Origin of the sequence: Bacillus salitolerans, from assembly GCF_042680805.1 — a bacterium.
Taxonomy (GTDB): domain Bacteria; phylum Bacillota; class Bacilli; order Bacillales; family SA4; genus Bacillus_CJ; species Bacillus_CJ salitolerans.
The window spans coordinates 134,378-159,386 of sequence record NZ_JBHUEM010000054.1 but is presented as its reverse complement, the minus strand read 5'-3'; the positions used below and the strand labels follow the sequence as shown (position 1 = coordinate 159,386).

General features: G+C 37.6%; 19 protein-coding genes and 1 pseudogene. 7 read left to right on the top strand and 13 right to left on the bottom strand.

All coding sequences use genetic code 11. The annotated features are described in order from the left end of the window. The first annotated feature begins 54 nt into the window (after positions 1-54). Complete coding sequence (locus ACFSCX_RS22800; protein ID WP_377930545.1) at positions 55-3,084, top strand: transglycosylase domain-containing protein; 3,030 nt, start codon at positions 55-57, stop codon at positions 3,082-3,084. A 333-nt stretch (positions 3,085-3,417) separates the two neighbouring features. On the opposite strand, the gene acsA is transcribed toward ACFSCX_RS22800, so the two are convergent. Then, positions 3,418-5,136 (bottom strand): acetate--CoA ligase, encoded by a 1,719-nt coding sequence (gene acsA, locus ACFSCX_RS22795; protein WP_377930544.1) that lies wholly within the window; start codon positions 5,134-5,136, stop codon positions 3,418-3,420. A 170-nt stretch (positions 5,137-5,306) separates the two neighbouring features. Here acsA and ACFSCX_RS22790 point away from each other — a divergent pair, with 170 nt between their 5' ends. The 3 genes from ACFSCX_RS22790 to ACFSCX_RS22780 are packed head-to-tail and all read left to right on the top strand — an operon-like array spanning position 5,307 to position 7,747. Next, entirely contained in the window at positions 5,307-5,939 is a 633-nt protein-coding gene (locus tag ACFSCX_RS22790; RefSeq protein ID WP_377930543.1) for a GNAT family N-acetyltransferase, read from the top strand. 19 nt (positions 5,940-5,958) lie between these two features. Further along, positions 5,959-6,588, top strand: coding sequence for an acetoin utilization AcuB family protein (locus tag ACFSCX_RS22785; RefSeq protein ID WP_377930541.1), 630 nt, complete (start codon positions 5,959-5,961; stop codon positions 6,586-6,588). Further along, the gene (locus ACFSCX_RS22780; protein ID WP_377930540.1) at positions 6,581-7,747 is read left to right on the top strand and encodes an acetoin utilization protein AcuC; all 1,167 of its coding nucleotides are present in this window, start codon (positions 6,581-6,583) and stop codon (positions 7,745-7,747) included. Before ACFSCX_RS22785 ends, ACFSCX_RS22780 begins: the two co-directional genes overlap by 8 nt. Positions 7,748-7,809: 62 nt before the next feature. On the opposite strand, the gene ACFSCX_RS22775 is transcribed toward ACFSCX_RS22780, so the two are convergent. From ACFSCX_RS22775 to ACFSCX_RS22755, 5 genes are all read right to left on the bottom strand, one after another. Continuing rightward, complete coding sequence (locus ACFSCX_RS22775) at positions 7,810-8,010, bottom strand: hypothetical protein (RefSeq protein WP_377930539.1); 201 nt, start codon at positions 8,008-8,010, stop codon at positions 7,810-7,812. A 149-nt stretch (positions 8,011-8,159) separates the two neighbouring features. Beyond that, positions 8,160-8,909 (bottom strand): flagellar motor protein MotS, encoded by a 750-nt coding sequence (gene motS / locus ACFSCX_RS22770; protein ID WP_377930538.1) that lies wholly within the window; start codon positions 8,907-8,909, stop codon positions 8,160-8,162. Continuing rightward, on the bottom strand, positions 8,906-9,718 hold the full coding sequence (gene motP, locus ACFSCX_RS22765; protein ID WP_377930537.1) for a flagellar motor protein MotP: 813 nt from the start codon (positions 9,716-9,718) through the stop codon (positions 8,906-8,908). The genes motS and motP overlap by 4 nt, the downstream gene beginning before the upstream one ends. 74 nt (positions 9,719-9,792) lie before the next feature. Next, positions 9,793-10,791 (bottom strand): catabolite control protein A, encoded by a 999-nt coding sequence (ccpA, locus tag ACFSCX_RS22760; protein WP_377930536.1) that lies wholly within the window; start codon positions 10,789-10,791, stop codon positions 9,793-9,795. Positions 10,792-11,314: 523 nt separating this feature from the next. Then, on the bottom strand, positions 11,315-12,388 hold the full coding sequence (locus tag ACFSCX_RS22755; RefSeq protein ID WP_377930535.1) for a bifunctional 3-deoxy-7-phosphoheptulonate synthase/chorismate mutase: 1,074 nt from the start codon (positions 12,386-12,388) through the stop codon (positions 11,315-11,317). 172 nt (positions 12,389-12,560) lie between these two features. On the opposite strand from ACFSCX_RS22755, the gene ACFSCX_RS22750 reads away from it, so the two are divergent. Continuing rightward, entirely contained in the window at positions 12,561-14,699 is a 2,139-nt protein-coding gene (locus ACFSCX_RS22750) for a cell division protein FtsA (protein ID WP_377930534.1), read from the top strand. A gap of 278 nt (positions 14,700-14,977) precedes the next feature. Here ACFSCX_RS22750 and ytxJ read toward each other — a convergent pair whose 3' ends face one another. The 3 genes from ytxJ to ACFSCX_RS22735 all read right to left on the bottom strand — a co-directional run bounded on the left by ytxJ (position 14,978) and on the right by ACFSCX_RS22735 (position 16,302). Next, entirely contained in the window at positions 14,978-15,304 is a 327-nt protein-coding gene (ytxJ, locus tag ACFSCX_RS22745) for a bacillithiol system redox-active protein YtxJ (protein ID WP_377930533.1), read from the bottom strand. An 86-nt stretch (positions 15,305-15,390) separates the two neighbouring features. Next, positions 15,391-15,843, bottom strand: coding sequence for a YtxH domain-containing protein (locus ACFSCX_RS22740; RefSeq protein ID WP_377930531.1), 453 nt, complete (start codon positions 15,841-15,843; stop codon positions 15,391-15,393). 12 nt (positions 15,844-15,855) lie between these two features. Continuing rightward, positions 15,856-16,302, bottom strand: coding sequence for a DUF948 domain-containing protein (locus ACFSCX_RS22735; RefSeq protein ID WP_377930530.1), 447 nt, complete (start codon positions 16,300-16,302; stop codon positions 15,856-15,858). Between the two features lie 252 nt (positions 16,303-16,554). Here ACFSCX_RS22735 and ACFSCX_RS22730 point away from each other — a divergent pair, with 252 nt between their 5' ends. Next, positions 16,555-17,670 carry an aminopeptidase gene (locus ACFSCX_RS22730; RefSeq protein WP_377930529.1) on the top strand — a complete coding sequence of 372 codons (1,116 nt, stop codon included), beginning with the start codon at positions 16,555-16,557 and terminating at the stop codon, positions 17,668-17,670. A gap of 1,092 nt (positions 17,671-18,762) precedes the next feature. Next, positions 18,763-18,954, top strand: a pseudogene (locus tag ACFSCX_RS25685) (transposase); the annotation flags it as partial. A gap of 132 nt (positions 18,955-19,086) precedes the next feature. Here the strand turns inward: ACFSCX_RS25685 and murC are convergent. From murC to ytpR, 4 genes are all read right to left on the bottom strand, one after another. Next, positions 19,087-20,385, bottom strand: a complete 1,299-nt coding sequence (murC, locus tag ACFSCX_RS22720) for a UDP-N-acetylmuramate--L-alanine ligase (RefSeq protein WP_377930528.1) — start codon at positions 20,383-20,385, stop codon at positions 19,087-19,089. A 281-nt stretch (positions 20,386-20,666) separates the two neighbouring features. Beyond that, entirely contained in the window at positions 20,667-21,764 is a 1,098-nt protein-coding gene (locus tag ACFSCX_RS22715; protein WP_377930527.1) for a nicotinate phosphoribosyltransferase, read from the bottom strand. 98 nt (positions 21,765-21,862) lie between these two features. Beyond that, complete coding sequence (locus ACFSCX_RS22710; protein ID WP_377930526.1) at positions 21,863-24,079, bottom strand: DNA translocase FtsK; 2,217 nt, start codon at positions 24,077-24,079, stop codon at positions 21,863-21,865. A 321-nt stretch (positions 24,080-24,400) separates the two neighbouring features. Continuing rightward, on the bottom strand, positions 24,401-25,009 hold the full coding sequence (gene ytpR, locus ACFSCX_RS22705) for a YtpR family tRNA-binding protein (RefSeq protein ID WP_377930525.1): 609 nt from the start codon (positions 25,007-25,009) through the stop codon (positions 24,401-24,403).

The following is a 25,009-nucleotide window of genomic DNA, read 5'->3' as shown; positions in this document are numbered from 1 at the left end:
AAAGTCGAATTATTATGTGATATAATATTATCAGATTTTTAGGGGGAATAGTACATGAAAATAAATAAGTCGAATTTATTAGAAAGGCTACAAACCTTTCGAGATATTATTCTACATAGAAATACCGTAAAAAGTGCCCGCGTAACCTATAATGTGGTTTGGAATTTATTATTAGTATTTCTTGTCATTGGGTTAATGGGTCTCTCTTTTGCAGGTGGAGCTGGAGCCGGATATTTTGCCTCACTCGTTAAGGATGAACCGATTCGAAGCTACGACAGCATGAAAAAAGACATCTACAACTATGAAGAAACAACTGAATTATATTTTGCCAATAACGTCTATTTAGGGAAGCTTAGGTCTGACTTAGACCGTGAAGAAATTATGTTAGCTGATATATCACCCTATTTGATAGATGCACTTATTTCAACTGAAGATCAATACTTTTATGAACATGAAGGGGTCGTTCCAAAGGCGATTATGCGTGCTCTTTTACAAGAAGTAACGAACTCTGCTACACAGACTGGTGGTAGCACGCTCACTCAACAATTAATAAAAAACCAAATCTTAACGAATGAAGTTTCATTCGAAAGAAAAGCAAAGGAAATTTTACTTGCTTTACGACTTGAACAATTCTTTAAGAAGGAAGAAATTCTAGAAGCTTATTTAAACGTCGCTACCTTTGGACGAAATAGCTCTGGTAGAAATATAGCAGGTGTAAAAACTGCTGCTAAAGGTATATTCGGAATAGAAGTTAAAGACCTAAACTTGGCACAAGCTGCGTTTATAGCTGGTTTACCACAGAGTCCATCTCGTTATACGCCTTTTACAAATAGAGGGGAATTAAAAGAGGATATTACACCAGGTTTAGATCGAATGAAAACGGTATTGTCAAGAATGCTAGAAAATAAAAAGATTACAAAAGCGCAATACGATCAAGCTCTTGCCTTTGATTTGGTTGGCAGCTTCGCAAAACCGAAACTATCACCTCAAGAAAATTATCCTTGGCTAACTTCTGAGATTGAAATGAGAGCAAAAGAAATCTTAGCCTTTCAACTAGCAGAAAAGGATGGATACGAAGATCAGGATTTACTTAATAATGATGATTTGTTTGCTAGCTATATGAGTACAGCTGATAAAAATCTTCGTCAAAATGGATATAGAATCTATTCGACCATTGATAAAGATATCTATGATAAAATGCAACAAATCAAGAATGAATATGCATATTATGGTAGTGATCGTCCTGAAAAAGTAAAGGACAAGGAGACTGGTGAAACGGTTAAAGTGATGGAACCCGTTCAAGTCGGTGCCGTTATGATAGAAAATCAAACAGGTAGAATCATTAGCTTTGTTGGTGGGCGTGATCACTCAATTGAACAGTTGAACCATGCAACAAGAGCTAAAAGACCGAATGGCTCTACAATGAAACCACTACTTGTTTATGCACCAGCAATGGAGCTAGGAGCTTCTCACCCTGGATCGATTTTAGCAGATGTAGAGATCGAGATTCCTGCGGGTTCAGATATTTGGAGTCCAAAAAACTACGGAGAAGGCTATCATGGCTTTGTATCGGCTAGGCATTCATTAGCTAAGTCCTATAATGTCCCTGCTGCCATCACTTACATGAAGATTATCGATCAACGTCCTGTTTCCTACCTTGAAAAAATGGGCTTCTCCTCATTAGCAAAGGTAGATGCTCATATCCCAGCCATGGCTCTAGGAGGTATGACAGAAGGTGTAACTGTAGAAGAAAACACGAATGCTTATGCAACATTTGCAAATGGTGGAAAGTTTGTTGATGCCTATTTAATTGAACGTATCGAGACAAAAGATGGAGAGCTTATTTATGAACATAAGAGTGAAGAAGTAGAGGTGTTCTCTCCACAAACTGCATATTTAACGATTGATATGATGAAGGATGTTATCAAAAAAGGGACCGCTGCTGGTGTACCTGGAATGCTTAATTTTTCTTCAGAATGGGCAGGTAAGACCGGAACATCTCAAGATTACAAAGATGCTTGGTTCGTCGCATCAAATCCGAACATAACTTTTGGCTTATGGCTCGGGTACGATACTCCTAAATCTCTTGAAAAAAGCTATAAAGGATACTCTTATTCTAGACGTAACCAAATGCTATGGGCTCAGTTAATGAATGCAGCCTATGAAATTCGACCAGAGTTAATTGAAACAGAAGAGTCATTTAATATGCCAGGCGGAATTGTTAGAAGAACGTATTGTACCGTATCAGGACTCCTTCCTTCAGACCTATGTAAAGAAGCAGGACTTATTGATACGGACATATTTAATGCAGAATTTGTTCCTAAAGAAGAAGATGATAGTTTAGAATTAGGTAAGTATATCATGGTGGGAGAAAAAATTTACCGGGCGCTTGAAAACTCACCAGAGGAGTTTACAAAAGAAGGAATTATGCTAAAGCAAAGTTTCCTTGAGGCAAATGGATTAGACAAATTAGAGGATCTTTCACAGCTCATTCCAAAAGATGATCCAAGATGGAATTCTATTATCATTCCAGAAACGAAGGATACGGTAGAAGACGACGGACAAATGCCATCGCAAGTGACTCAAGTAGTAATTAAGGGAAATAAATTGACTTGGGCTGCACATCCGCATAAAGACATTATTGGCTACCGAATCTATAGAGCAAGTAATTTCACTGAACTATACGAAAAAGTAGCTAGTATTACACTAAATGACTATAATAAAGAAAATGGCTTTACCATTGATTCGTCAGTATCATCCTACTATGTAACAGCTGTAGATATTGCGGGAAATGAATCGCCTAATTCTGAAACAGTAGCTTATGGTGATTGGACTACAGAAGAGCCAATTGAAGAATTACCTGAACTTCCTAAGCTTCCAGAATTACCTGGAGACGAGGATGAAAACGAAGATGATGAATCTGGAAATGATGATGGCTCCTCAGATGATCCTATTGATGAAATCATTGATCCAATTGATGATGGAGGAACTAACAATACCTCACCTGATCCAAGTAAATCAGTAGAAGCCATTCGCCAAAGTGGAGTTCCTTCCATAAAAAAGAACAAGCCAAATCTTGGCTAGCTTGAAGCTCTTGAACACCTAATAAAATGAAACTTCAATCAGTGGAGGTTTTCCTCATCCTCTACTGATTGTTAAATGAGTCCGGCACGATGTGGCATCATCTTTGTTCCTATTATCGTGTTCTTACTTTGAATCTTCTAACGTTTTGAAGTGGGGGTCTTAATGCAGTTAGATCGGGAAAAATTCAAGCATAGGATTGGAAAAAGTACCTCTCTATTATTCGTAAGTACTACAGTAAAGGTCAACAAAAACAGCCATTAGAAATAAATCAATGGCTGTTTTTGTTGACCTTTATCAAAAGACAAACCCTAGTCATATATTGTGGTCAGTCTATCAATCTTCCATAGTTGATAAGTCACCTGTTGGCAAATTAAGCTCCCACGCTTTTAGTACACGTCTCATTATCTTCCCGCTTCGTGTCTTTGGAAGCTTATCCTTAAACTCAATTTCTCGTGGAGCGGCATGCGCTGCAAGGCCTTTCTTAACAAAATTGCGAATCTCCTCTTTCAACTCATCAGAGGCTTCAAACCCTTGTCTTAAAGCAACAAACGCTTTAATCACTTCACCACGGACTGGATCCGGTTTTCCGATGACACCTGCTTCTGCAATAGCTGGATGTTCAACTAGTTTACTCTCAACCTCAAAAGGTCCCACCCGTTCACCAGAGGTCATAATAACGTCATCTACCCGACCTTGGAACCAGAAATACCCTTCTTCATCCATATAGGCAGAATCTCCAGAAACATACCAGTCACCTGGCATAAAATAAGAATCGAATTTTTCTTGATTATTCCAGATGGTATACATCATAGAAGGCCATCCTTTTTTTATCGCTAAGTTCCCCATACGATTAGGTGGTAATTCATTTCCACTGTCGTCCACTATGGCTGCCTTTACTCCAGGAATTGGTTTCCCCATAGAGCCAGGTTTGATTTCCATACATGGGTAGTTACAAATTAATTGGGCACCTGTTTCAGTCATCCACCAAGTGTCATGGATTCGCAAATTAAATACCTTCATACCCCAGCGAATTACTTCGGGGTTTAAAGGCTCTCCTACACTTAAAATATGGCGTAATGAACGGAGGTCATATTTCTTTACAATTTCGTCCCCAGCACCCATAAGCATACGAAATGCTGTTGGTGCACTGTACCAAACCGTGACGCCGTATTCTGCAATCGTGTCATACCAAGCATCTGGACTAAAGCGTCCTCCGACAATTACATTTGATGCTCCTACTAACCATGGTCCAAAAATCCCATATGCAGTACCTGTTACCCAACCGGGATCAGCGGTACACCAATAAACATCCTCTTCCTTCAAATCTAATACCCATTTGGCTGTCTGATAATGCTGAATCATAGCATTATGAACATGTAAGACACCTTTTGGTTTCCCTGTTGATCCAGAAGTGTAATGTAATATTAGTCCATCCGTTCTAGATACCCACTCAATTTCTAGGTTTTTACTTGCATTTCTCATATGAGAATTGAAGTCTACAATTGTATCATTTTCTTGAACATCTTCTCCCACAAGGACAACATGTTTCAAAGCAGGTAAATCTTTTAATGGAACACGTTCAAGCAGCTGGGGTGTTGTAACGAGTACCTTTGCCTCACTATCTAATAATCGATCTCTTACCGCACCTTCCATAAAAGCTTCAAACAAAGGACCAACAATAGCTCCTAGTTTAATCGCTCCTAATACTGTGAAATATAATTCTGGGGAACGTGGCATAAAAACAAAGACTCTGTCCCCTTTTTCCACATCTGCAACTTGCTTAAGGACATTTCCTGCCTTATTGGATTGCTCCATCATTTCTTTAAATGTATATTTTTCATCTCTTGAGGAGTCTTTGTAGTATAGGGCAACCTTATTTTTTCTAGCCGTTAATACATGCTTGTCAATTGCCTCGTACGCAATGTTTACACGTCCATTTGAGTGCCAGCTAAAGTTTTTTTCCACTTCAGTCCAATCAAACTGCTTTGACATTTCGTCATAGTTCTTCAAGTTAAAATCACCCGTAATAACAGGAAGCGCCTCCAATTGCATTACATTATCCCCCTTTTATGTATGATTCTACAATTCTATTATAGTATAGATAGTTATTTTTCTCAATTTTTAAAAAACTAAATGTTTTAATCGTTTTGACAATTGAAAACGCTTTATTTCCTAAAAATTCATGTATAATAGAGTTGTAAACTATATTTGGCGGTGATGTAATGCTTCATAACAAAACTTACAATGCGATGGAATTAAAGACACAACATGGTAGCTTAATTATAGAAGGACCAATCCCGTCTGAAAAATTAGCAACATACGAATTTCATAAGGATTTAGTGTCATTCAGAGCACCAGAACAACAGCATAAAGCACTTGTTGAAATAGCCAAATTACCTGAAGGTCGAATCATTATTGCAAGAGATCGTCATACGATCGTTGGCTATGTTACATATTTATACCCGGATCCACTTGAAAGATGGTCTGAAGGAAGTATGGAGGATCTAATTGAACTTGGGGCCATTGAAGTCATTCCAAAGTATCGCGGAATGGCAGTAGGAAAGAATCTATTAAAGGTTTCCATGATGGATGATGCTATGGAGGATTATATCATCATTACAACTGAATATTATTGGCACTGGGATTTGAAAGGTACTGGCTTGAATGTGTGGGAATATAGAAAAGTCATGGAGAAAATGATGAATGCCGGCGGTCTTGTTTGGTTTGCGACCGATGAACCAGAAATAAGTTCTCATCCTGCTAATTGTTTAATGGCGAAAATCGGAAAACGAGTGAGTACAGATTCAATACAACAGTTCGATCGATTGCGTTTTAAACATAGATTCATGTACTAGCAGAGGAGTTGATGAGTTCATGATTATTGAAGAAATTATGAAAAAAAAGGTTATCACACTTAATCAAGAAGATACCGTTATAATCGCAAAAAGTCTCATGTTTGAGAAAGGAATACGTCATCTTCCCGTAATCGACGACGAGATGAATGTAATTGGTCTTGTGACAAGAACGGATTTACTGAAGCATCAACACCTCATTCCAAAAGAAATGGAAACAAAAGTAAGCGAAGTGATGAATCGAGATGTCATCACTGGACATCCTCTTGATTTTGTTGAAGAAGTTTCTGCCATTTTTTATGAACATAAAATTGGCTGTCTTCCAATTGTAGAAGGTGGAAAGTTAATAGGAATTATCACTGAAACAGACATGCTTCATACCTTCGTACAGCTTACTGGTGCGCATCAACCAGGATCTCAAATCGAGATATGTGTTCAAAACAAAGCAGGCATGCTATCTGAAGTAGCTTCTATAATCAAGGAACGTAAGGTAAATATTTTAAGTGTCCTAGTCTATCCTGATAAAAATGAAGCTAACAAGGTTCTAGTGTTTCGTGTACAAACCATGAATCCGCTTCTATTAATACAAGATTTAAAAACTAAAGGGTACAATGTTTTGTGGCCAAGAATTCCAGGAGTCACCTATGAGTGATCAGTCCGTGTTCATTTACTCAGATAAAATTGAAAATTATAGATTTAATGAGCATCATCCATTTAATCAGGTACGAGTTACGCTTACGAAAGACCTTCTATTACAAAGTAACCTTTTGCAGCATACATCCATTATTAAGCCTAGGATGGCGACAGATGAAGAACTAGCATTATTTCATGATAGAGACTATATTCAGGCTGTAAAAGATGCTAGTAAAGGCAAATTGTCAGAAGACCAAGCAGCAAGTTATGGAATTGGAACAGAGGACACACCCATCTTCCCCAATATGCACGAAGCTAGCAGCCTGTTAGTAGGTGGAACCTTAACGGCTGTTGATTATGTATTAGAAGGAAAAACAACTCATGCACTTCATTTAGGTGGTGGACTTCATCATGGGTTTAGAGGGAAAGCATCAGGATTTTGTATTTACAATGATACTGCAGTGGCAATAAAATACATTCAACATAAATATAATTTGAAAATACTCTATGTGGATACCGATGCTCACCACGGAGATGGTGTTCAATTCGCCTTTTACGATGACCCTAAAGTATGCACGTTCTCTATACACGAAACAGGTAGATACTTATTTCCGGGAACAGGAAATGTTTATGAAAGAGGATATGGTGAGGGATATGGCTATTCTTTTAATATCCCATTAGATGCGTTTACCGAGGATGAATCGTTCATAGAAGCCTATGAAACTGCATTAAATGAAATTGCTGATTTTTTCAAACCAGATATCATTATTACACAGAACGGTGCCGATGCCCACCATCTTGACCCGCTTACACACCTTTCCTGTAGTATGAAAATCTATGAGGCAATTCCCCGTCTTGCTCACAAAATTGCACATAAATATTGTATGGGAAAATGGATTGCAGTTGGTGGTGGAGGATATGATATTTGGAGGGTTGTTCCCCGAGCATGGGGAATGGTATGGACTGAAATGACTGAAAAATCAGCCATTTATCAAAATCCCCTTCCACTCGAATGGATTCAAAACTGGCAAAAGAAAACGAAAACCCCTTTGCCAACAACGTGGTTTGATGATTCTCAATTAATGGAGCCGATTCCTCGAAGAAAAGAGATTAATGAAAAAAACTCTATTACCGTTCAAAAGGCATTAATACCAATTCGATCTAGTAATGCTTGTTAACATTGATTCTATGAATCCCACCTTGCTGTCGTAAGGTGGGATTCGTAGCTTATAGACTATTTCTAATCAATGTAATAATGATTCCCATTCACTCTTTCAGTTATAGGTCGATCTGACATGTTATCAAATTGCAGAACGTCCCCATGGCTACTATCAACCCTCATCCAAAAACCACAAAATCCATGTATGTCTTGGGCTTTCAAGAAACGGGATACCTTAATTCTTTCTCCTCCATATTTACCAGCTATTATATCTTGCATCATCGTACCAAATCCAATTTGCCCTTCTACAAGTAGTGGGAGTCTTAGCGCCCGTTAGAGTGGGATAAACTAAAAAGCGATTCTATAAAAGAATCGCTCTAAAGGAAGCTCAGGAATGTAAGTATTTCTAGGTATAGTCATACACAACTATATTAATTAGCTAAACTAGGATCCTGATAGGTTGGGTCTGAAATGATAATTTCTACTCGCCGATTTTGCTGTAGGTTTTCTTCACTAGTGTTTGGAACTAATGGTCTCGTATCACTATACCCGATAGCCATAAACCTGGTGGAAGGCAGACCTGATTTATCAATGAAATGCCTAATAACCACGCTAGCTCTAGCACTTGAAAGCTCCCAATTTGACGGATACCGGTACGTTCCAATTGGCCTGTTATCTGTATGTCCTTCTACTTTTACTAGATTTGGAATGCTGTTAAGGAGCTCTCCAACCTTATCTAATATTGGAATAGCAGTTCTTAATATATCCGCTTCACCACTATTGAACAAGACTTGTTCTGGCAGTACAAGGACAACCCCTCGATCATTACGATTGGCGGTTAATTCATTTTCTAATCCATTTTCACTAATATAGTGTGAAATTTCTTCCATGAGCTGATCTAATTTATTTTGATTATCTTGGATGTCCTCAGCTGAAGCTGCTTCAATATCCTCTGTGCCTTCAACAGGAAAATCATTTTGTTTTATAGAAGGCTGCGAGTCGAAAATAGTCCGATCCTGAAAGGATTTAATAATTGTTTGGAATTTTACTACGTCCACCTGTGATATTGAAAAGAGTAAGATAAAAAATACTAATAAGAGCGTAACCATATCAGAGTAGGTAACCATCCATTTAGGTGCACCTTTATCTTTCATTATTGGCGTTCTTCTTCGATTTATCATGATACCTTTTCCCATTCGTCTTCGGTTTCTTCTTCTGATTCAACCTGTGCATCTCTAGTTAGATACGAAGCTAGTTTTTCTCTTAGTAATCTAGGATTCTCTCCTGATTGAATACCCATGATTCCTTGAATAATCACCTGTCTTACAAACACTTCTTGTTCAGTTTTCATAGCAAGTTTTGCAGCCATTGGCAAAAAGACTAAATTTGCTAATAGTGTTCCATATAAGGTGGTCATGAGGGCAATCGCCATGTTTGGCCCAAGTGTAGATGGGTCATTTAGTCCATTTAACATAAGAACTAAACCGATTAAAGTCCCAATCATTCCCCAAGATGGAGCATATTCGCCCGCTTTTTCAAGCAACACTCTTCCTTTGCGATGACGTTCCTCCATAGCTTGTATTTCACTACTTAGAATCTCTTCTATTTGCTCTCCATCCATACCATCGACTGCTAATAATACACCTTTTCGGACAAATGGATCCTCTATATCGATAATTTCATCCTCTAATGAGAGCAGCCCCTCCTTACGAGCTCGTTCAGAAAACCTTACAATCATTTTGACTAGTTTAGGTAAATCATAGTTATCCTTCCGAAATGACTCTCGCATTACAATAAAAATTTTCTTCACTTCTTGATTGTTGAATGAAATTAAGATTCCAGCAGTTACACCTCCTAATACGATGAACAACGAAGGTATATCAAAAAATGATGTAACTCCTTCGAAACCTTTGTTTGAAAAAATACCAAGACCAATCATTATAATACCTAAAATCATTCCAAATGGTGTAAGAGCATCAAACTTTTTCATTACTTTTTTCCCTTCTTTATAATATCTTTCATAGGTGTAAAGAACTAGGAAGTTTGTAAATGAAAATCCACCCTTTATTTGGTGGATTTTCGATATTCAATTCTATGCGGTAATACTACAATATGGTCATCTACCTTTTCTTTATTCATATATTTTGTTAATAATCTCATCGCCACAGCACCAATATCATACATCGGCTGCACGACTGTTGTTAACTGAGGTCTAACCATTGTAGCCAGCCTTGTATTGTCAAAGCCGATTACCTCAATGTCGTTAGGGATCACTTTTCCTAAATCCTGAATACTATGAATAACACCTAACGCCATTTCATCTGTAGCGACAAATATAGCTGTTGGAGGAGCGGATAACTCATTAAGCTTTTCAAAAGCCTCAATTCCAGAATCATAGGAATAATCACCTTCAACAACCAATTCTTCAGAAAATGGAATGCCTGCATCGGCAAGTGCTTTTTTATAACCTTCAAACTTTCTACCCTTGTTAATTAACTCATGAAACGGCCCTGAAAGAAATGCAACATTCTTATGGCCCTTTTCAATTAAACTATTTACCGCATCATAGGCTGCTTGTTCGTAGTCAATGTTCACTGATGGAATTTGCTTGCTTTCTTCAATCGTAGCCGCTAAAACAACCGGAACCGGTGACTTTTTAAACTCTTCTACGTGTTCAGACGTAATATTACCACCCATAAATACAATTCCATCAACCTGTTTTCCTAACATTGTATTTAACAGATGGAGCTCTTTCTCTTTATTTTGATCAGAGTTACTTAAGATGATATTGTATTTGTACATCGTCGCAATGTCTTCGATTCCCCTCGCTAACTCTGCAAAAAAGATACTTGCTATATCTGGAATAATAACACCAACCGTTGTTGTCTTTTTACTCGCTAATCCTCTAGCAACGGCATTAGGTCGATAACCTAATCTCTCAATCGCTTCTAAAACTTTTTTCCTTGTCGTAGGCTTTACATTTGGGTTTCCATTGACAACACGTGAAACAGTTGCCATTGAAACATTCGCCTCTCTTGCTACATCGTAAATGGTGATGTTCATTTCGTTCACTCCTTAACTTTTAACAAGACCGAATCGTTAACAAAATTTATGTCAAAATATGCTTATTATGTAGAGTTTTGTATGTTACTAATAATACGATACAAAATGAGCAACCGCAATGTCTTTCATAGGTTCTTTACATATTTTTCATGTCATCTAGAACAAAAGGCTCATAGCGCCCCGTTTAGCCTCAGGCATAGCAAATGTTCCTAAATGAGACAAAGAGCGCTCTTTCCCTTTTACTCAGGTTTAAGGTTATCACACTCCAACTGGCGGTAAATAAACAAAACCGCCAGTTGGAGTCCGATTGGTTCAACAAACCATCTGTAAAAAATCACTGATGGAAGTTTCACTGTATCTGACCTCGAGTAGGATGAAATGGCAAAGATCGCCGCTATTTTCATCCTTGGCTGCGCGCTGGAGCCGGATTACTAAAGCACATTGTATGATGATACAACCAAAACTTATAATTTCTTTTTCATACATAAAAACCCTTCCATTAAGAGGAATGGAAGGGTTAAGTTTAAGCCTTTACTGGTAAAGCTCTTAATTCATTAATAAAATGATTAAATTGATCAATATTCATCTGCTGCGCTGCATCTGAAAGAGCTACGGCTGGATCTGGATGTACTTCAGCCATAATTCCATCTGCACCAATAGCTAAAGCAGCTTTGGCGGCAGGTAATAGTAAATCTCTTCTACCAGTAGAGTGAGTAACATCCACTAACACTGGTAAGTGTGTTTCTTGCTTTAAAATTGGAACTGCTGAGATGTCTAACGTGTTGCGTGTTGCTTTTTCATACGTACGAATGCCACGTTCACATAAGATAATTTGTCCATTTCCGCGAGAAATAATGTATTCTGCAGCATTAATGAATTCCTCTATTGTTGCAGCAATCCCTCTCTTTAATAGAACTGGCTTGTTCACAGAACCAGCAGCCTTTAATAACTCGAAGTTTTGCATATTTCGTGCTCCAATTTGAATCACATCGATATAATCTAGAGCCTCTTCAATATCGGCTGGATTTACAATCTCACTTACTACAGCTAGATTGTATTCATCCGCTACACGCTTTAAAATTTTTAAACCTTCTAGGCCTAGTCCTTGGAAATCGTAAGGAGATGTTCTAGGCTTAAATGCTCCACCTCTAAGTAATTTTAATCCCTGATTTTTTACAGCATCCGCCACTTTTGCTGTTTGGTCATAACTTTCAACTGCGCATGGACCAAAGATAAAATGAGGTTTACCATCTCCAATTAATTCACCCTTTACGTTTACAATGGTATCCTCTGGTTTTTTCTTTCTAGAAACTAATAGCGCTTTCCGATGGTCATCTTCTTGAATTTCCAAGCCGGCCTTGAAAATTTCTTTAAATATATGTTGCAACGTTGAAGTCTCAAAAGGTCCTTCATTGTTAGTAGCTATCATATCTAGCATATATCTTTCACGAACAGGGTCAAAACGGTTTACCCCTTGTGTTTCTTTAACCTTTCCAATCTCTTGCACAATCTTTGCTCTCTCATTTAAAAGCGATAACAACTTCATATTCACATCATCTAGTTGCAATCTAAGTTGATCTAACTCAGCTTTGCTCATCTCTTTCATTCCTTTCTTTGTTTAACTCAAATTGAAAATATGGTACATTTCTATTAATTAGAGTTTATTATAAACGAAAAAAAATATGATGTCACCATTTTATGCTTTATTAATTAAACGCTTTTAAGCGATAAAGCATTATATGTATTTATAATGAAGAAGGTGAAGCTTTATGCAGGATAACGGAACGATTTTCGCACTTGATATTGGGACAAGGTCAGTTGTTGGGCTTATTGTCCAACAACAAAACGAAAAATATGAAATCAAGGATTTACTAGCAATAGAGCATTCTGAACGCGCAATGGTGGATGGACAAATACACGATGTATTATCTGTTGCAAAAGTTATTTCTACCATTAAGGAACAGCTTGAAGAAAAGCACGGGCCACTTGAAAAAGTGTGTGTCGCTGCAGCAGGACGGGCACTTAAAACAGAAAGAGCTAAAGTTTCAGTAGATATTAAAAGAAAGCCCATTATGCAAAAGCAGGATATTATTCATTTAGAATTAAGTGCTGTTCAGCAGGCACAAATCAATCTCGCTACAAAGTATGCTGAAGAAAAAAGCCATCATTACTATTGTGTAGGTTATTCAGTTATGCACTATCATTTAGATGGTGAGGATATCGGTAATTTAATTGACCAACAAGGTGATGAAGCCTCCGTTGAAATTATTGCAACCTTTCTTCCAAAAATTGTAGTAGAGTCACTATTATCTGCACTTCACCGTTCAGGATTAGAAATGGAAGCATTAACATTAGAGCCCATCGCTGCCATCAATGTATTAATCCCAACCTCCATGAGACGATTAAACGTAGCCCTAGTAGACATTGGTGCTGGAACTTCAGACATTGCCATTACAGATGAAGGAACGGTGGTTGCATATGGAATGGTTCCTGTTGCTGGTGATGAAATTACAGAAGCAATAAGTGATGAATATTTATTAGATTTCCCATTAGCGGAAAAAGCTAAACGAGAATTATATACGCAGGATTTTATAACAGTTTCTGATATTTTAGGCTTTGACACAGATGTATCAAAAGAGGATGTTATCAAACAAATTGATACTGCCATTGATCGTTTAGCATCAAGTATATGTGACGAAATCCTTCGATTGAACAAAAAACCACCAAAAGCTGTAATGCTTGTGGGAGGAGGAAGTCTAACTCCTGATTTGCCAAAAAGAGTGGCACAAAAGCTAGAGTTACCTGAAAACAGAGTCGCAATACGTGGAATTGACGCCATTCAAAACCTTGAATTAGCTGACCATGTTCATAAAGGACCAGAATTAGTAACACCAATCGGAATCGCAATTGCGGCTAATCAAAGTCCAGTTCAATACGTTACCGCTTATGTAAATGATAAACCTGTTAGATTATTTGATATAAAGCAATTAACAGTTGGAGATTGTTTGCTAGCTGCAGGGATAAAAATGAATAAGCTATATGGTAAGCCGGGTATGGCTATTATGGTGAAACTGAACAACCGTGACTATACGTTACCAGGTAATCATGGGGAGCCTCCAACCTTACTAAAGAATGGAGAGGTATGCACCCTTGACTCCGTTGTTAAAAACGGAGATCAGCTTTTCGTTGAAAAAGGCAGGGACGGAAGTTCAGCTCAAGTTCAGATACGTGAGCTTTTAGATGAACAACCAATTAAAACCGTACAAATCAACGAGTCTAAATATGATATAAAAGGCACGATTTGGCGAAATGGAGAAAAAACCACCACAGAGACTGTCCTACAAGACCATGACAAAATAACTTATCAATTTCCCGAGACAATTGATGAATTATTACGTTCACTTAAACTAGAAAAGCTTTTACAGTCTATTAAACCATTTACGATAGAAATCAATAGTAAAGCTCATAAACTAATAAAGTTCAATGGACAAATTATCAAGAATGGTCTGGTCGTCAATTTACAAGCATCGTTTTCTAATGGAGACAAAATCGTTATTAATGCACCGGATAATATCACCTTACAAGAGCTTGCAGATGATCAAAACTTAAACTTAGAGATGAATGTTCCCGTCTTTTTCAAAGGAGAAAAAGTAGAGTTATCTAAAAAACAAATCGAAATTGTAAGAAATGGGATTATTTTAGAAAGTAACGATCTCGTCTATAATGGAGATTCTCTTCAATTGATAGAAAAAAATGCTGATTCGTTTATCTTTCAGGACCTGTTTCGTTTTATTGATTTTTCCATACCAACAACGGGAATTCGAGGCTTTAAGCTGATAAAAAATGGAGAAGAGGTTACCTTCCATGAGCAAATTGCCGCTGGTGATCAATTAGACATTGTTTTTTAAATTGCTGCAAACGGCGGATAGTAAATGTATACAAACAGAGTCCCATTAATAACAAAAGGCTCATGGCGCCCCGTTTAGCCTAAGGCAGAGCATATAACTCTAAATGAGAAAAAAGGGTGCTTTTCCCCTTTTACTCATTTAGGGTTATTTGACCAAGGAAAAAGTGATTTTTTCCCCTCTAGTGGCTGGGTGCTGGAGCTGGATTCCAAGTCACTAGCCCATTCTCTTGCTGAAAACCTTTATACTTTCTTAATAATTGAGAAAAAGTAGCCACTCGGCTACTTTTTTAATTGATTATGTAATGAGTCATATGTAATCTTCCAATGCGATGCATTCCATATGACTTCGTTATTTTTAAAATGTAAGGCTTGAGGTGATTCATGTTTAATCGAATATGTCTCTGCAATATAATTAGACAGTGGACGATCATCTTGTACAAATAGATGAAAGGTAGGTATTTCAGGGAATTCTTCAGAGAATTTTTCATATTCTTCATAAGCAGCTAAGCTAATAGGGCAAGTCAAGCTGTGCTTTACTATCAAACATTCTTCATACTCATTTACAGTCTTTTGAAATTCTTCGATGGAAGAAAGCTTTGTTTTCATGAATTTTAAAACCTCCCTAACAATTAGACTCTTACTCAACAAAAGGTGAGGTAATCATATCACCCCACCTTTCCTCTTCTCAAATTTTACGCTTCAACCTTTTCTTGTTTAGGATCTTCCTCCTCAGTCTCTTTCAAATCTTGCGGATTCTCTGAACTTCCGAGCAGCTCCTCGACTTCATCCTTTAGTTCATCAAGCTTACTCTCACCAGTTTCCTTAAGCTCTTGTACCGTATCATTTTCTTGATCAGAACCTGAATTTAGCTTGTCCCTTAACTGATTAGTTTGTTCGGATAACGCCTTAGTCAAGACCATCGATTGTTCCTTTGCGTAATCCGCAAGCTCTGTTCCTTTTTTATAAACATCTTTACCGATTTGGTTCGTTCTATTTTTAACTACTACTGCCTGTTTATTCAATTCCTTTCTGAGGTCTTGTCCCGCTTTCGGGGCTAAAAATAAAGCGGTTGCTGCTCCGATTACACCACCTACAATAGCTCCGATTAGAATGTCTTTTCCATTACCATTTTCTTGATTTGCCATTGAGATTTCCTCCTATTCTCCCTTACTTGTTACATTTATTTTTTTGTGCTTTTTTTCTTTCCACTTCTCCCATAGCTCAATTGCTGCACTTCCCCATTGGATTGCCTGGGAAACTTTTTCACTATTAAAATGAGCCTTTTCTGTGACGGAAGTAGAAATATCCTTAAAAGCGTGGTTCACTCGTTGGACAGAATCTCCAATGTCTTTTACAGCATATACAACACCATTTAAAGCTTCAGACTTTTTCTGAATATCGTCAGCTAACTGATTTGTTTTCGACAGTAATTCAGTCGTTTCTTTTGTCACTCCTCGCATCTGACCTTCTAAGTCTGATACTGTACCAGATAATCGATCTAAAGTTCGTTGAAGTGACGATAAGGTTCTAGATACAAAGATAACTAAAATAAGAAATGCAATTGCCATAATTGCAGCACTAACATAAAGCAAATTAATCCACACGTGATGAAACCTCCTAAAATGACTTATCCATTTTTTGCGCCTATAATATCATTACCCAATTCTATCTTGGACGAAACATTATTTGACTAAATAGACCTTCTATATAAATAAAGAATTTCCTGCTCATAATAATGATTGAATTAAGCTTTTTTTTGACGAATCGGTTACAATATGTTTAGAGGCACTAAATATTAGACTCTGCACTTGTGCCATAATTTTTTTTTAGAGAATACATAATAGAGGAGCGATAGAATGAAGGATCCAAGAATTCAAACACTTGCAAGAAACTTAATTAATTATTCTGTCAGACTACAAAAAGGTGAAAAGGTGTTAATCGAGAATTTTGGCTTACAACGTGAGCTTGTAACAGCACTTGTAAAAGAAGCATATGCTGCTGGTGGGTATCCTTTTGTTTCATTAAAGGATCAAAGCGTGGACCGTTCACTTCTAATGGGTGCTCAGGAAGAACAGTACGAAATGATGGCAAAATTCGAAGCCAATGTCATGAGTGAAATGGATGCTTATATTGGGCTTCGTTCCGGAGATAATATTAACGAACAGTCTGATGTACCTAGTGACAAGATTTCCATTCATGGCCGTACAATTGGTCAAAAAGTACATCGTGAAATCCGTGTGCCTAAAACGAAGTGGGTTGTGCTTCGCTATCCAAATGCATCAATGGCACAATTAGCTAAAATGAGTACAGAAGCATTCGAAGACTTTTACTTTGATGTTTGTACCTTAGATTATGGGAAAATGAATGATGCGATGGACAGTTTAGTGAATCTTATGAACCGTACAGACAAAGTTCGCATTTCAGGTCCAGGAACTGACCTTTCATTCTCTATTAAAGATATCCCTGCTGTAAAATGTGCCGGTCAGCTTAATATTCCAGATGGTGAAGTATATACAGCACCAATTCGAGATTCAGTAAATGGTACCATTACATATAACACTCCATCCCCTTACCATGGATTTACGTTTGAAAATGTAAAGTTAACGTTTAAAGATGGAAAGATTGTAGAAGCAACAGCTAATGATACAGAGCGTATCAATAAAATCTTCGATACAGACGAAGGAGCACGTTACATCGGAGAATTTGCAATTGGGGTTAACCCGTATATCTTACACCCAATGCAAGACATTTTATTTGATGAAAAAATTGACGGTAGCTTCCACTTTACACCAGGTCAAGCTTATGAAGAAGCATGGAATGGAAACAAGTCAAACATTCACTGGGATATGGTAAACATCCAACGACCGGATTACGGCGGAGGCGAGATCTATTTTGATGATGTATTAATTCGTAAAGACGGCCGCTTCGTCATTCCAGAATTAGAATCGTTAAACCCTGAGAACATAAAATAACTCGAAAGGCACTGTTAAGGTGCCTTTCTTTTTTTAAAATTTTAGGTTTCCCTATGGATATAGCTAGGTTGAAATGGTTAGGTTAAGGCACATAGTGGTGGATGAAAATCCAAGTAGCTGGTGACAGGATGCCTAACATCAAAACTTTTATTGAAATATTGACTAAATTACGCTTGTCTGTAGAGTCATTTTTTCATCTCGGTTTTGATAGATTGTCGTACGTTTTTTTAGGTTCGTGAATACTCAATAAGAATTATCAGCTACCTTTTCTTTTTTATCCGTAACTTTCTTGAATTTTTCAGCAAGTCCTTTCATTTATCATCAACTTTTGGATTTGGATTTAATCAGAAACTCCTATTCCATTATCATCAACTGTATAGGTGTTAACAGCAACACTATTTCCCATATGCTCAAGTTCAATTTTATACAGCAAAAGGCACTCCAACGAGTGCCTTTCAGACTGTAGACAAACTCCAAGTACAGTTTTTTTATTTTAAACAAGGTGATTTTCGCTCCATGGCACTCGCTTTCCGCGGGGTGGGCGGTGAGCCTCCTCGGCGTGAACGCCTGTGGGGTCTCACCTGTCCCACTACTCCCGCAGGAGTCGAGTGCCACTCCGCTACAATCGAATTATAAAAATCTGTCTGTTCTTTAACTATTCAATGTCTAAAAATATATATAGAAATAATCCTGAGGTGAGATTATGCTTTCAAAACATAACTCTATACAGAGAAACCAACCGAAGGTAGAGAAGTGCGGAATTTTATCATAGTATTCGTATCCTAAAAACCAGCATATGACATGTTCAAAATTACGAAAGACGCTTTAAGGATACGAACTTATTTGAACAGATTTTTTATCGAATATTAAAAAGAAGCAGCTGATAAAAAACTTATTAGTCCCGAACACGTCTTTGTTGATTCTACACACGTAAAGGCAAGTGCTAATAAAAGAAAGTTTGAAAAGAAAGTTGTGCGGAAAGAAACTCGTGCTTATCAAGAGTGTCTACATAATGACATTAATTAGAGTCGTGAAGAGAATGGTAAAGATCCGATTCCACCAGATAAATTTAATCAAGAAGAAACAAAAGAAGTCAAAGAGATATATGCAAAACGAAAGGAAACTATTGAGCGAGTTTTCGCAGATGCAAAAGAAAAGCATGGTATGCGTTGGACAACTTTAAGGGGACTTAAAAAATTGTCGATGCAGGCGATGCTTACTTTTGCTGCCATGAATCTTAAAAAGATGGCAAACTGGACATGGAAAAGTCCAGAAATGGTTTAAAAAAGAACTACTAGAGGTCTGAAAAATATACGCGAAAACATCTATTATACAAAAAGGCATCCGATATGGTCTCATTCGGATGCCTTTTGTCAACAATCTGAAGGCACTCCAACGAGTGCCTTTTTTTATCATCTATCCTAGTGTCTTTTCATATGCTTGTTGAAACTTCTGTATGTCTCCTGCTCCCATAAAGATGAGGACGCCATTTGTGTGCTGTTTCAACATGTCTACACTTTCTTCTGTGAGTAATGCTGAATGTTCAATCTTATTTTGTAAATCTTGAATGGTCAGTTCACCTTGATTTTCTCGTGCTGATCCGAAAATATCACAAAGATACACTTTATCTGCAAGTCCAAGGCTGTCCGCGAATTCTTGTAAAAATGTTTGTGTACGAGTAAAGGTATGTGGCTGAAATATAGCGACAACCTCTCGGTCAGGATACTTTTGATTTGCAGCCTCAAGCGTTGCCTTAATTTCAGTTGGGTGGTGTGCATAGTCATCTATTAATATCTGATGACCCATTTGCTTTTCAGTAAAGCGCCGTTTCACACCTTTATGTGTTTTCAGTTGTTCCGCGATATTTTCTGCTGGGATATTCTCATAATGGCATAGAGCAATTACTGCTAGTGAGTTTAAGATATTATGATTTCCAAAGGCAGGAATTTCAAACGATGCATAATAATCATTTCTTACGAATACATCAAATGATGTGCCAGATGTAGATTTTTGAATATTACGTGCTTGAAAATCATTATCTTCCCCAAATCCGTAGAATATTACAGGTACTTTCGCTTGGATTTTTTGTAGGTGTTCATCATCCCCACACGCTATAATTCCTTTTTGTACTTGTAGGGCCAATTGTTGGAAGGCATCAAATACATCTTCTATATCGCGAAAATAATCGGGATGATCAAAATCAATATTCGTCATAATACAATAATCAGGATGATATGCTAGGAAATGTCGACGATATTCACATGCCTCCACGATAAAATATTTACTATCAGGTGTACCTTTTCCAGTTCCATCCCCAATTAAGAAGGAAGTTGGTTCAGATCCAGATACAACATGTGCCATTAATCCTGTTGTTGAGGTTTTTCCGTGTGCACCAGTTATGGCAACGCTCGTGAATTTCTGCATAAATTCCCCAAGAAATTTATGATAACGAATAACAGGTATATTTTGTTTATATGCTTCATCTATTTCTTCATGACTGTCAGGATATGCGTTTCCAGCTATTACAGTCAATCCGGAATGAATATTCTCACGATTAAAAGGGAGAATCGAGATTCCTCGTTCTTCTAAGGCTGCTTGCGTAAAAAAGTACTTTTCCACATCTGAACCTTGTACTTCATAGTTCATGTCGTGAAGTACTTGTGCTAAAGGACTCATACCAGATCCTTTAATTCCTACAAAGTGGTAAACTGTCATTTAATGAACCTCCAATACCTAAATCAATTCGAGCGGCCTATCTGTAAGACAGTATATGACGTTCATCTAGATTTGCGATTGTCCTAAATCTAGGGATATTCGTATGTAAAAAACACAACATTATTATAGCATTGTTCCATTGATAATACACCCATCTAAAAATGGGCCACTACCTATAAATAAATTAAGCTTTTTCATCAAGGTTTCAACAAGCGATTTTAAAATAGAGAAACTGATAGTGATTTCTATCAGTTTTTTACAACTTAAGCTATTTTATTTTTCTATTCAACTTTTTCAAGCCTTGGATTTGGTCTTAATCGTCTGCCGGCCTTTGCACAAGGCTCTCCGTTTAATTCAACATTGTCACCAGTAAAACCAATATTAATTTTTAATAGGCTACTTCCTACCCCGTACATATCTACCGGAACTTGTTGCTCCTCAAACTCATGGATTCTCTTTTCATTAAATCCACCACTGACGACAATCTTAACATGCTCGAAACCTTCTTGATCCAAAGCATTTCTCAAGGCAAATACTAAAGGGGCATTCACTCCTCGCGGATCAAATGTTCCTAATACTTCTGGGTGTCTAACAAAATATTGGTCAATCATTGTTCGAGATGTATCAATGCGAACAGCCTTTAACTTTTCACCGAATTCATGTGCTACCTTTAGTGCGTCTATCACGACATCATTGTTATAATCAACAAGAACAATTAACTCATCCTCGGGAAACATTTCATGGTAAGCCTTAGCTGCTGCCACTACATCACCATCAAATAATTGAATGAGTGCATGTGGCATTGTACCCATTCCCTTTTTTCCCCACCATTCATTCATTGCATGAGTGGCTTGTGCTTTAGAGCCACCAATATAGGCTGCATACCCATCCCCAGCTTGCTGGGTGAAGTGATCATCACGGTCCCCCATGAAAATTACGGGCTTTTGGACTCCGCTAATACTCGCAGCTTTCATCACATTATAAACATTAGTTGCTACAGAAGTACGTCTAGCTAGAATCCCATCTATAATTCCCTCTAGGTAACCGAAATATTGATAAGGTCCTTTTATTGTTAAAACCGTTTCAAAAGGAGTAATCTTATCCCCATCCTTGAGTGAATGAATTTCTAATTCTTCAGGATGCTCGGCGAATGTTTTAACAAGTGCGATTACTTCATCTGTTCCACACAAAACACCATGTTGCTTTTGAAAGAATTGCATTGTAACGGTGTTATTAGGCTTATATTTTTTGATAATTTCTTTTGTTTTTAGAAAATATACAGCTGAAAACCAGCCATCTTTTATTCGCTCATCAAACTTAAAGGTTTTGTTCGTGAGACGTTTGATTTTCCCTTGAAGTTTTAATTCAATTTCTTTCATAGTTTGACCCCTATCTATCTGTACTATGTCAAGTATCGTTACTAATTATCATAGCCTACTTGTATTTTATACAACTAGGTTCCATTTCACAAATTAGACTATGTCAAACTAGCTTTACTTTGTTCATTTAGCTCTTGTAGTTGATTTTCTGTTATTAGTACATCACGTGGCTTACTCCCTTTTTGCTCGGAAACAATACCTTGCTCCTCCATCATTTCCATTAAACGAGCAGCTCGATTGTAGCCAATTCTAAATCTTCTTTGAAGACTAGAAGAGGATGCTCCGCCTTGATCGATGACAAATTCACAAGCCTCATAAAACAACTCATCTTCCTCTTGGGTAATGCTTGATTTTGCAATAAGCTCTTGCTGTTCAAATAAGTACTGTGGTTTTACTTGGTGTTTAACATGCGATACAATCTTTTCAATTTCGTCATCGGATACGAAATTCCCTTGTAGTCGAACAGGTTTTGAGGCACCGTTTTCAAGAAATAACATATCACCTTTCCCTAGTAACTTCTCAGCACCACTTGCATCAACGATGGTCCTCGAATCAACTTGTGATGAGACCGAAAAAGCAATACGGGTCGGGATATTTGCCTTAATCAAACCCGTAATAACATCAACAGACGGCCTTTGAGTAGCAAGTAACAAATGAATTCCACACGCACGAGCTTTTTGAGCAATACGGCAGATAGATTCCTCTACCTCACCTGGAGCAACCATCATAAGATCTGCTAGCTCATCAATGACGATAACAAGATACGGCATTTCACCTGAAGGATCATTGTGCTCTTTAACCAACTCATTATACCTAGTAATATCACGAACACCGGAATGGACAAATCGCTCATATCGTCTTTCCATTTCCTCCACTGCCCATTTTAACGCCGCGGTTGCAGCTTTCACATCTGTTATAACAGGACTCACTAAGTGAGGTATATCATTATATGGTGCTAGCTCTACCATTTTGGGATCAATAAGTAACAGCTTTACCTCATGAGGAGAGGCCTTGTATAACAAACTAACTAACATAGCATTAATACATACACTCTTACCAGACCCTGTTGCTCCGGCGATAAGTCCATGTGGCATCTTCTTCAAATCGGTCACAATTGGAGCACCAGAAATATCTAAACCTAAAGCAACCGTCAGAGGAGACGGATTGTTTCGAAACGTCGGGCTATTAATAATTTCACTTATAAACACTGGCTTGCTGTTTTTATTTGGGACTTCAATTCCGATTGTGTTTTTCCCTGGAATTGGAGCTTCCATCCTTATATCCTTAGCCGAAAGGGCTAACTTCAAGTCATCAGTTAAATTTGTAATTTTATTCACTTTCACGCCAGGCTCTGGATGAACTTCATACCTTGTGACAGATGGGCCTTGAGTAACATTCACTACCTTGGCCTTTACACTAAAATTCTCCAATGTTGAATCTAGTAATTCCTGTTGCTCTCTTAACCACCCCTCATCCTTTCCTATATCGATACGTGGTACTGTTAAAAAGTGTAGAGGGGGAAAATGATAGCCTGAACTCGTTTCTTCAAGCTTCTTTTTCTCTTCAAGCTTTTGACGGTCCTGTTTAAGCATCACAACGTTAAAAGGGACGTAATGCCGTGACGCCTGTGTCGTATCAGCTGCTTGGGGTTCTTGACTCACACTTTCGTTCATTAAAGGCTCTTCAATTGATGAGGCTGTCTCTTCTACTTCTGGTTGATATTGCTCTTTTGCTACTTCAGACACATAAGCTGATTTTTTATCTTTGTTTTGATCATCATATAAATCTATGTTTTCTCTAACTACTGCACTATCCTCACTCATGATTTCTACTTTTATTTCGTCTGATGGTAATTCGACTTGCTCAATATCAATAATTGCTTCTTGCATGACAACATTCTCTTCAAAATCTTTAGCAAATGCAGGAGTGTCAAAGCTAGTCCTAAATTCAGGAATGAGCTCAAACTCAACTACATCTTTAGAGGTGTCTCTTTCTCGAAAACCATATATAGGTGAAGGAACCTCAGTTGATTTGAATTGAGCTTTCGGTTGTATTTTCCGTTGAGTTTTTTCAGTTTTCTTTACGTTCATTGGAACAGGTTTCGATTGATTGGGTTTGCTTTTGGCCTTCCTAGCTTCAACCCTCTGATTGTCAGGGATTAATGGAAATCTAAAATTCCCTTTCGGATATTGAAAGACAACTCGTGCTTTAACCTCCGCGTTGTAATTCGAATTAGGTGACTCCTCGACCTTCGGTTGTTCTTTTGTTTCATCTCCAGTTAAAAAGTTAACCATTCTTTTAATATATTTAAACATGTTACCACTCTTTCAAAATACTAGTATCCTTCTATTTTATCAGTATTTCATCATTTTGGGGATTTAAAATTAAAAGAACCACTAGATCTAGTGGTTCCTGAACAAAAGGCTCGGAGCACCCTGCTAATTTGGATATCAATCTATAATCGCAACGTCCAGTTGCAACGCCTGGCTGACCTCATCCTAGATCCACAGGTGAAAAAAAGGTAGTTTTCTCATATTTTCGGCGCGTGTAATTGGACCTCGATAAGGTTGAAATTGTAAGTAAGGAATCATTGCAATTCATCTTGGCTGGATTACTAAAGTAAACGAAATACGTTATTAAACTTCAAAAAAAGCTTGACCAGCTTCATATTCATCAGATAAAACTAGAATTCCTTTTTCCTGAGGGGCATTAGGTAAGTCTAGCTCTCGTGCAGAGCAAATCATTCCCGAAGAAGCGACTCCTCTTAACTCTGCATCTTTGATTACCAACCCGCTTGGCATTACGGCTCCTACTTTTGCTACGACTACCTTCTGGCCAGAGCCAACATTTGGGGCACCACAAACAATTTGTAAGATCTCATTCCCAATGTCAACTGTACAAACACTTAATTTATCAGCATTTGGATGCTTGACTTTTTCCTTTATATATCCGACTACAAATTTCGGAGAGAGGTCTACATTTAGTTTTTCGTCGTAGCCATTTTGATTCAATATTGTTTGAATATTTTCGATTAATTCTTTTGAAAGAGTAACTGAACCTGACTCTTCCACATTCAAATAGTCCGATACACTAAAAATATTATAGCCTACTGTTTCATTTGTATCTTGGTTATAAATCCTTGCAACGTTTCCTTTTCGGTCGAATCGTTTCTTTTCCCTAGGTAAATCTTTCAGTGATAGTAAAAGTATGTCGCCAATCCCTTGTTTATTATAGAAAATATTCAT

What these genes read in the sequence shown, in the direction of transcription:
- acsA (WP_377930544.1), bottom strand. Translation starts at nt 5,136, where the DNA reads ATGCAATTGGAGGCGCTTCCTGTTATTACGGGTGATTTTAACTTGAAG.
- motP (WP_377930537.1), bottom strand. Translation starts at nt 9,718, where the DNA reads ATGAAAAAGTTTGATGCTCTTACACCATTTGGAATGATTTTAGGTATT.
- ACFSCX_RS22730 (WP_377930529.1), top strand. Translation starts at nt 16,555, where the DNA reads ATGAAGGATCCAAGAATTCAAACACTTGCAAGAAACTTAATTAATTAT.
- ACFSCX_RS22785 (WP_377930541.1), top strand. Translation starts at nt 5,959, where the DNA reads ATGATTATTGAAGAAATTATGAAAAAAAAGGTTATCACACTTAATCAA.
- ACFSCX_RS22740 (WP_377930531.1), bottom strand. Translation starts at nt 15,843, where the DNA reads ATGGCAAATCAAGAAAATGGTAATGGAAAAGACATTCTAATCGGAGCT.
- ACFSCX_RS22775 (WP_377930539.1), bottom strand. Translation starts at nt 8,010, where the DNA reads ATGATGCAAGATATAATAGCTGGTAAATATGGAGGAGAAAGAATTAAG.
- ACFSCX_RS22790 (WP_377930543.1), top strand. Translation starts at nt 5,307, where the DNA reads ATGCTTCATAACAAAACTTACAATGCGATGGAATTAAAGACACAACAT.
- ACFSCX_RS22780 (WP_377930540.1), top strand. Translation starts at nt 6,581, where the DNA reads ATGAGTGATCAGTCCGTGTTCATTTACTCAGATAAAATTGAAAATTAT.
- ACFSCX_RS22715 (WP_377930527.1), bottom strand. Translation starts at nt 21,764, where the DNA reads ATGAAAGAAATTGAATTAAAACTTCAAGGGAAAATCAAACGTCTCACG.
- ACFSCX_RS22800 (WP_377930545.1), top strand. Translation starts at nt 55, where the DNA reads ATGAAAATAAATAAGTCGAATTTATTAGAAAGGCTACAAACCTTTCGA.
- ytpR (WP_377930525.1), bottom strand. Translation starts at nt 25,009, where the DNA reads ATGAATATTTTCTATAATAAACAAGGGATTGGCGACATACTTTTACTA.
- motS (WP_377930538.1), bottom strand. Translation starts at nt 8,909, where the DNA reads ATGATAAATCGAAGAAGAACGCCAATAATGAAAGATAAAGGTGCACCT.
- ccpA (WP_377930536.1), bottom strand. Translation starts at nt 10,791, where the DNA reads ATGAACATCACCATTTACGATGTAGCAAGAGAGGCGAATGTTTCAATG.
- ACFSCX_RS22755 (WP_377930535.1), bottom strand. Translation starts at nt 12,388, where the DNA reads ATGAGCAAAGCTGAGTTAGATCAACTTAGATTGCAACTAGATGATGTG.
- ytxJ (WP_377930533.1), bottom strand. Translation starts at nt 15,304, where the DNA reads ATGAAAACAAAGCTTTCTTCCATCGAAGAATTTCAAAAGACTGTAAAT.
- ACFSCX_RS22710 (WP_377930526.1), bottom strand. Translation starts at nt 24,079, where the DNA reads ATGTTTAAATATATTAAAAGAATGGTTAACTTTTTAACTGGAGATGAA.
- murC (WP_377930528.1), bottom strand. Translation starts at nt 20,385, where the DNA reads ATGACAGTTTACCACTTTGTAGGAATTAAAGGATCTGGTATGAGTCCT.
- ACFSCX_RS22750 (WP_377930534.1), top strand. Translation starts at nt 12,561, where the DNA reads ATGCAGGATAACGGAACGATTTTCGCACTTGATATTGGGACAAGGTCA.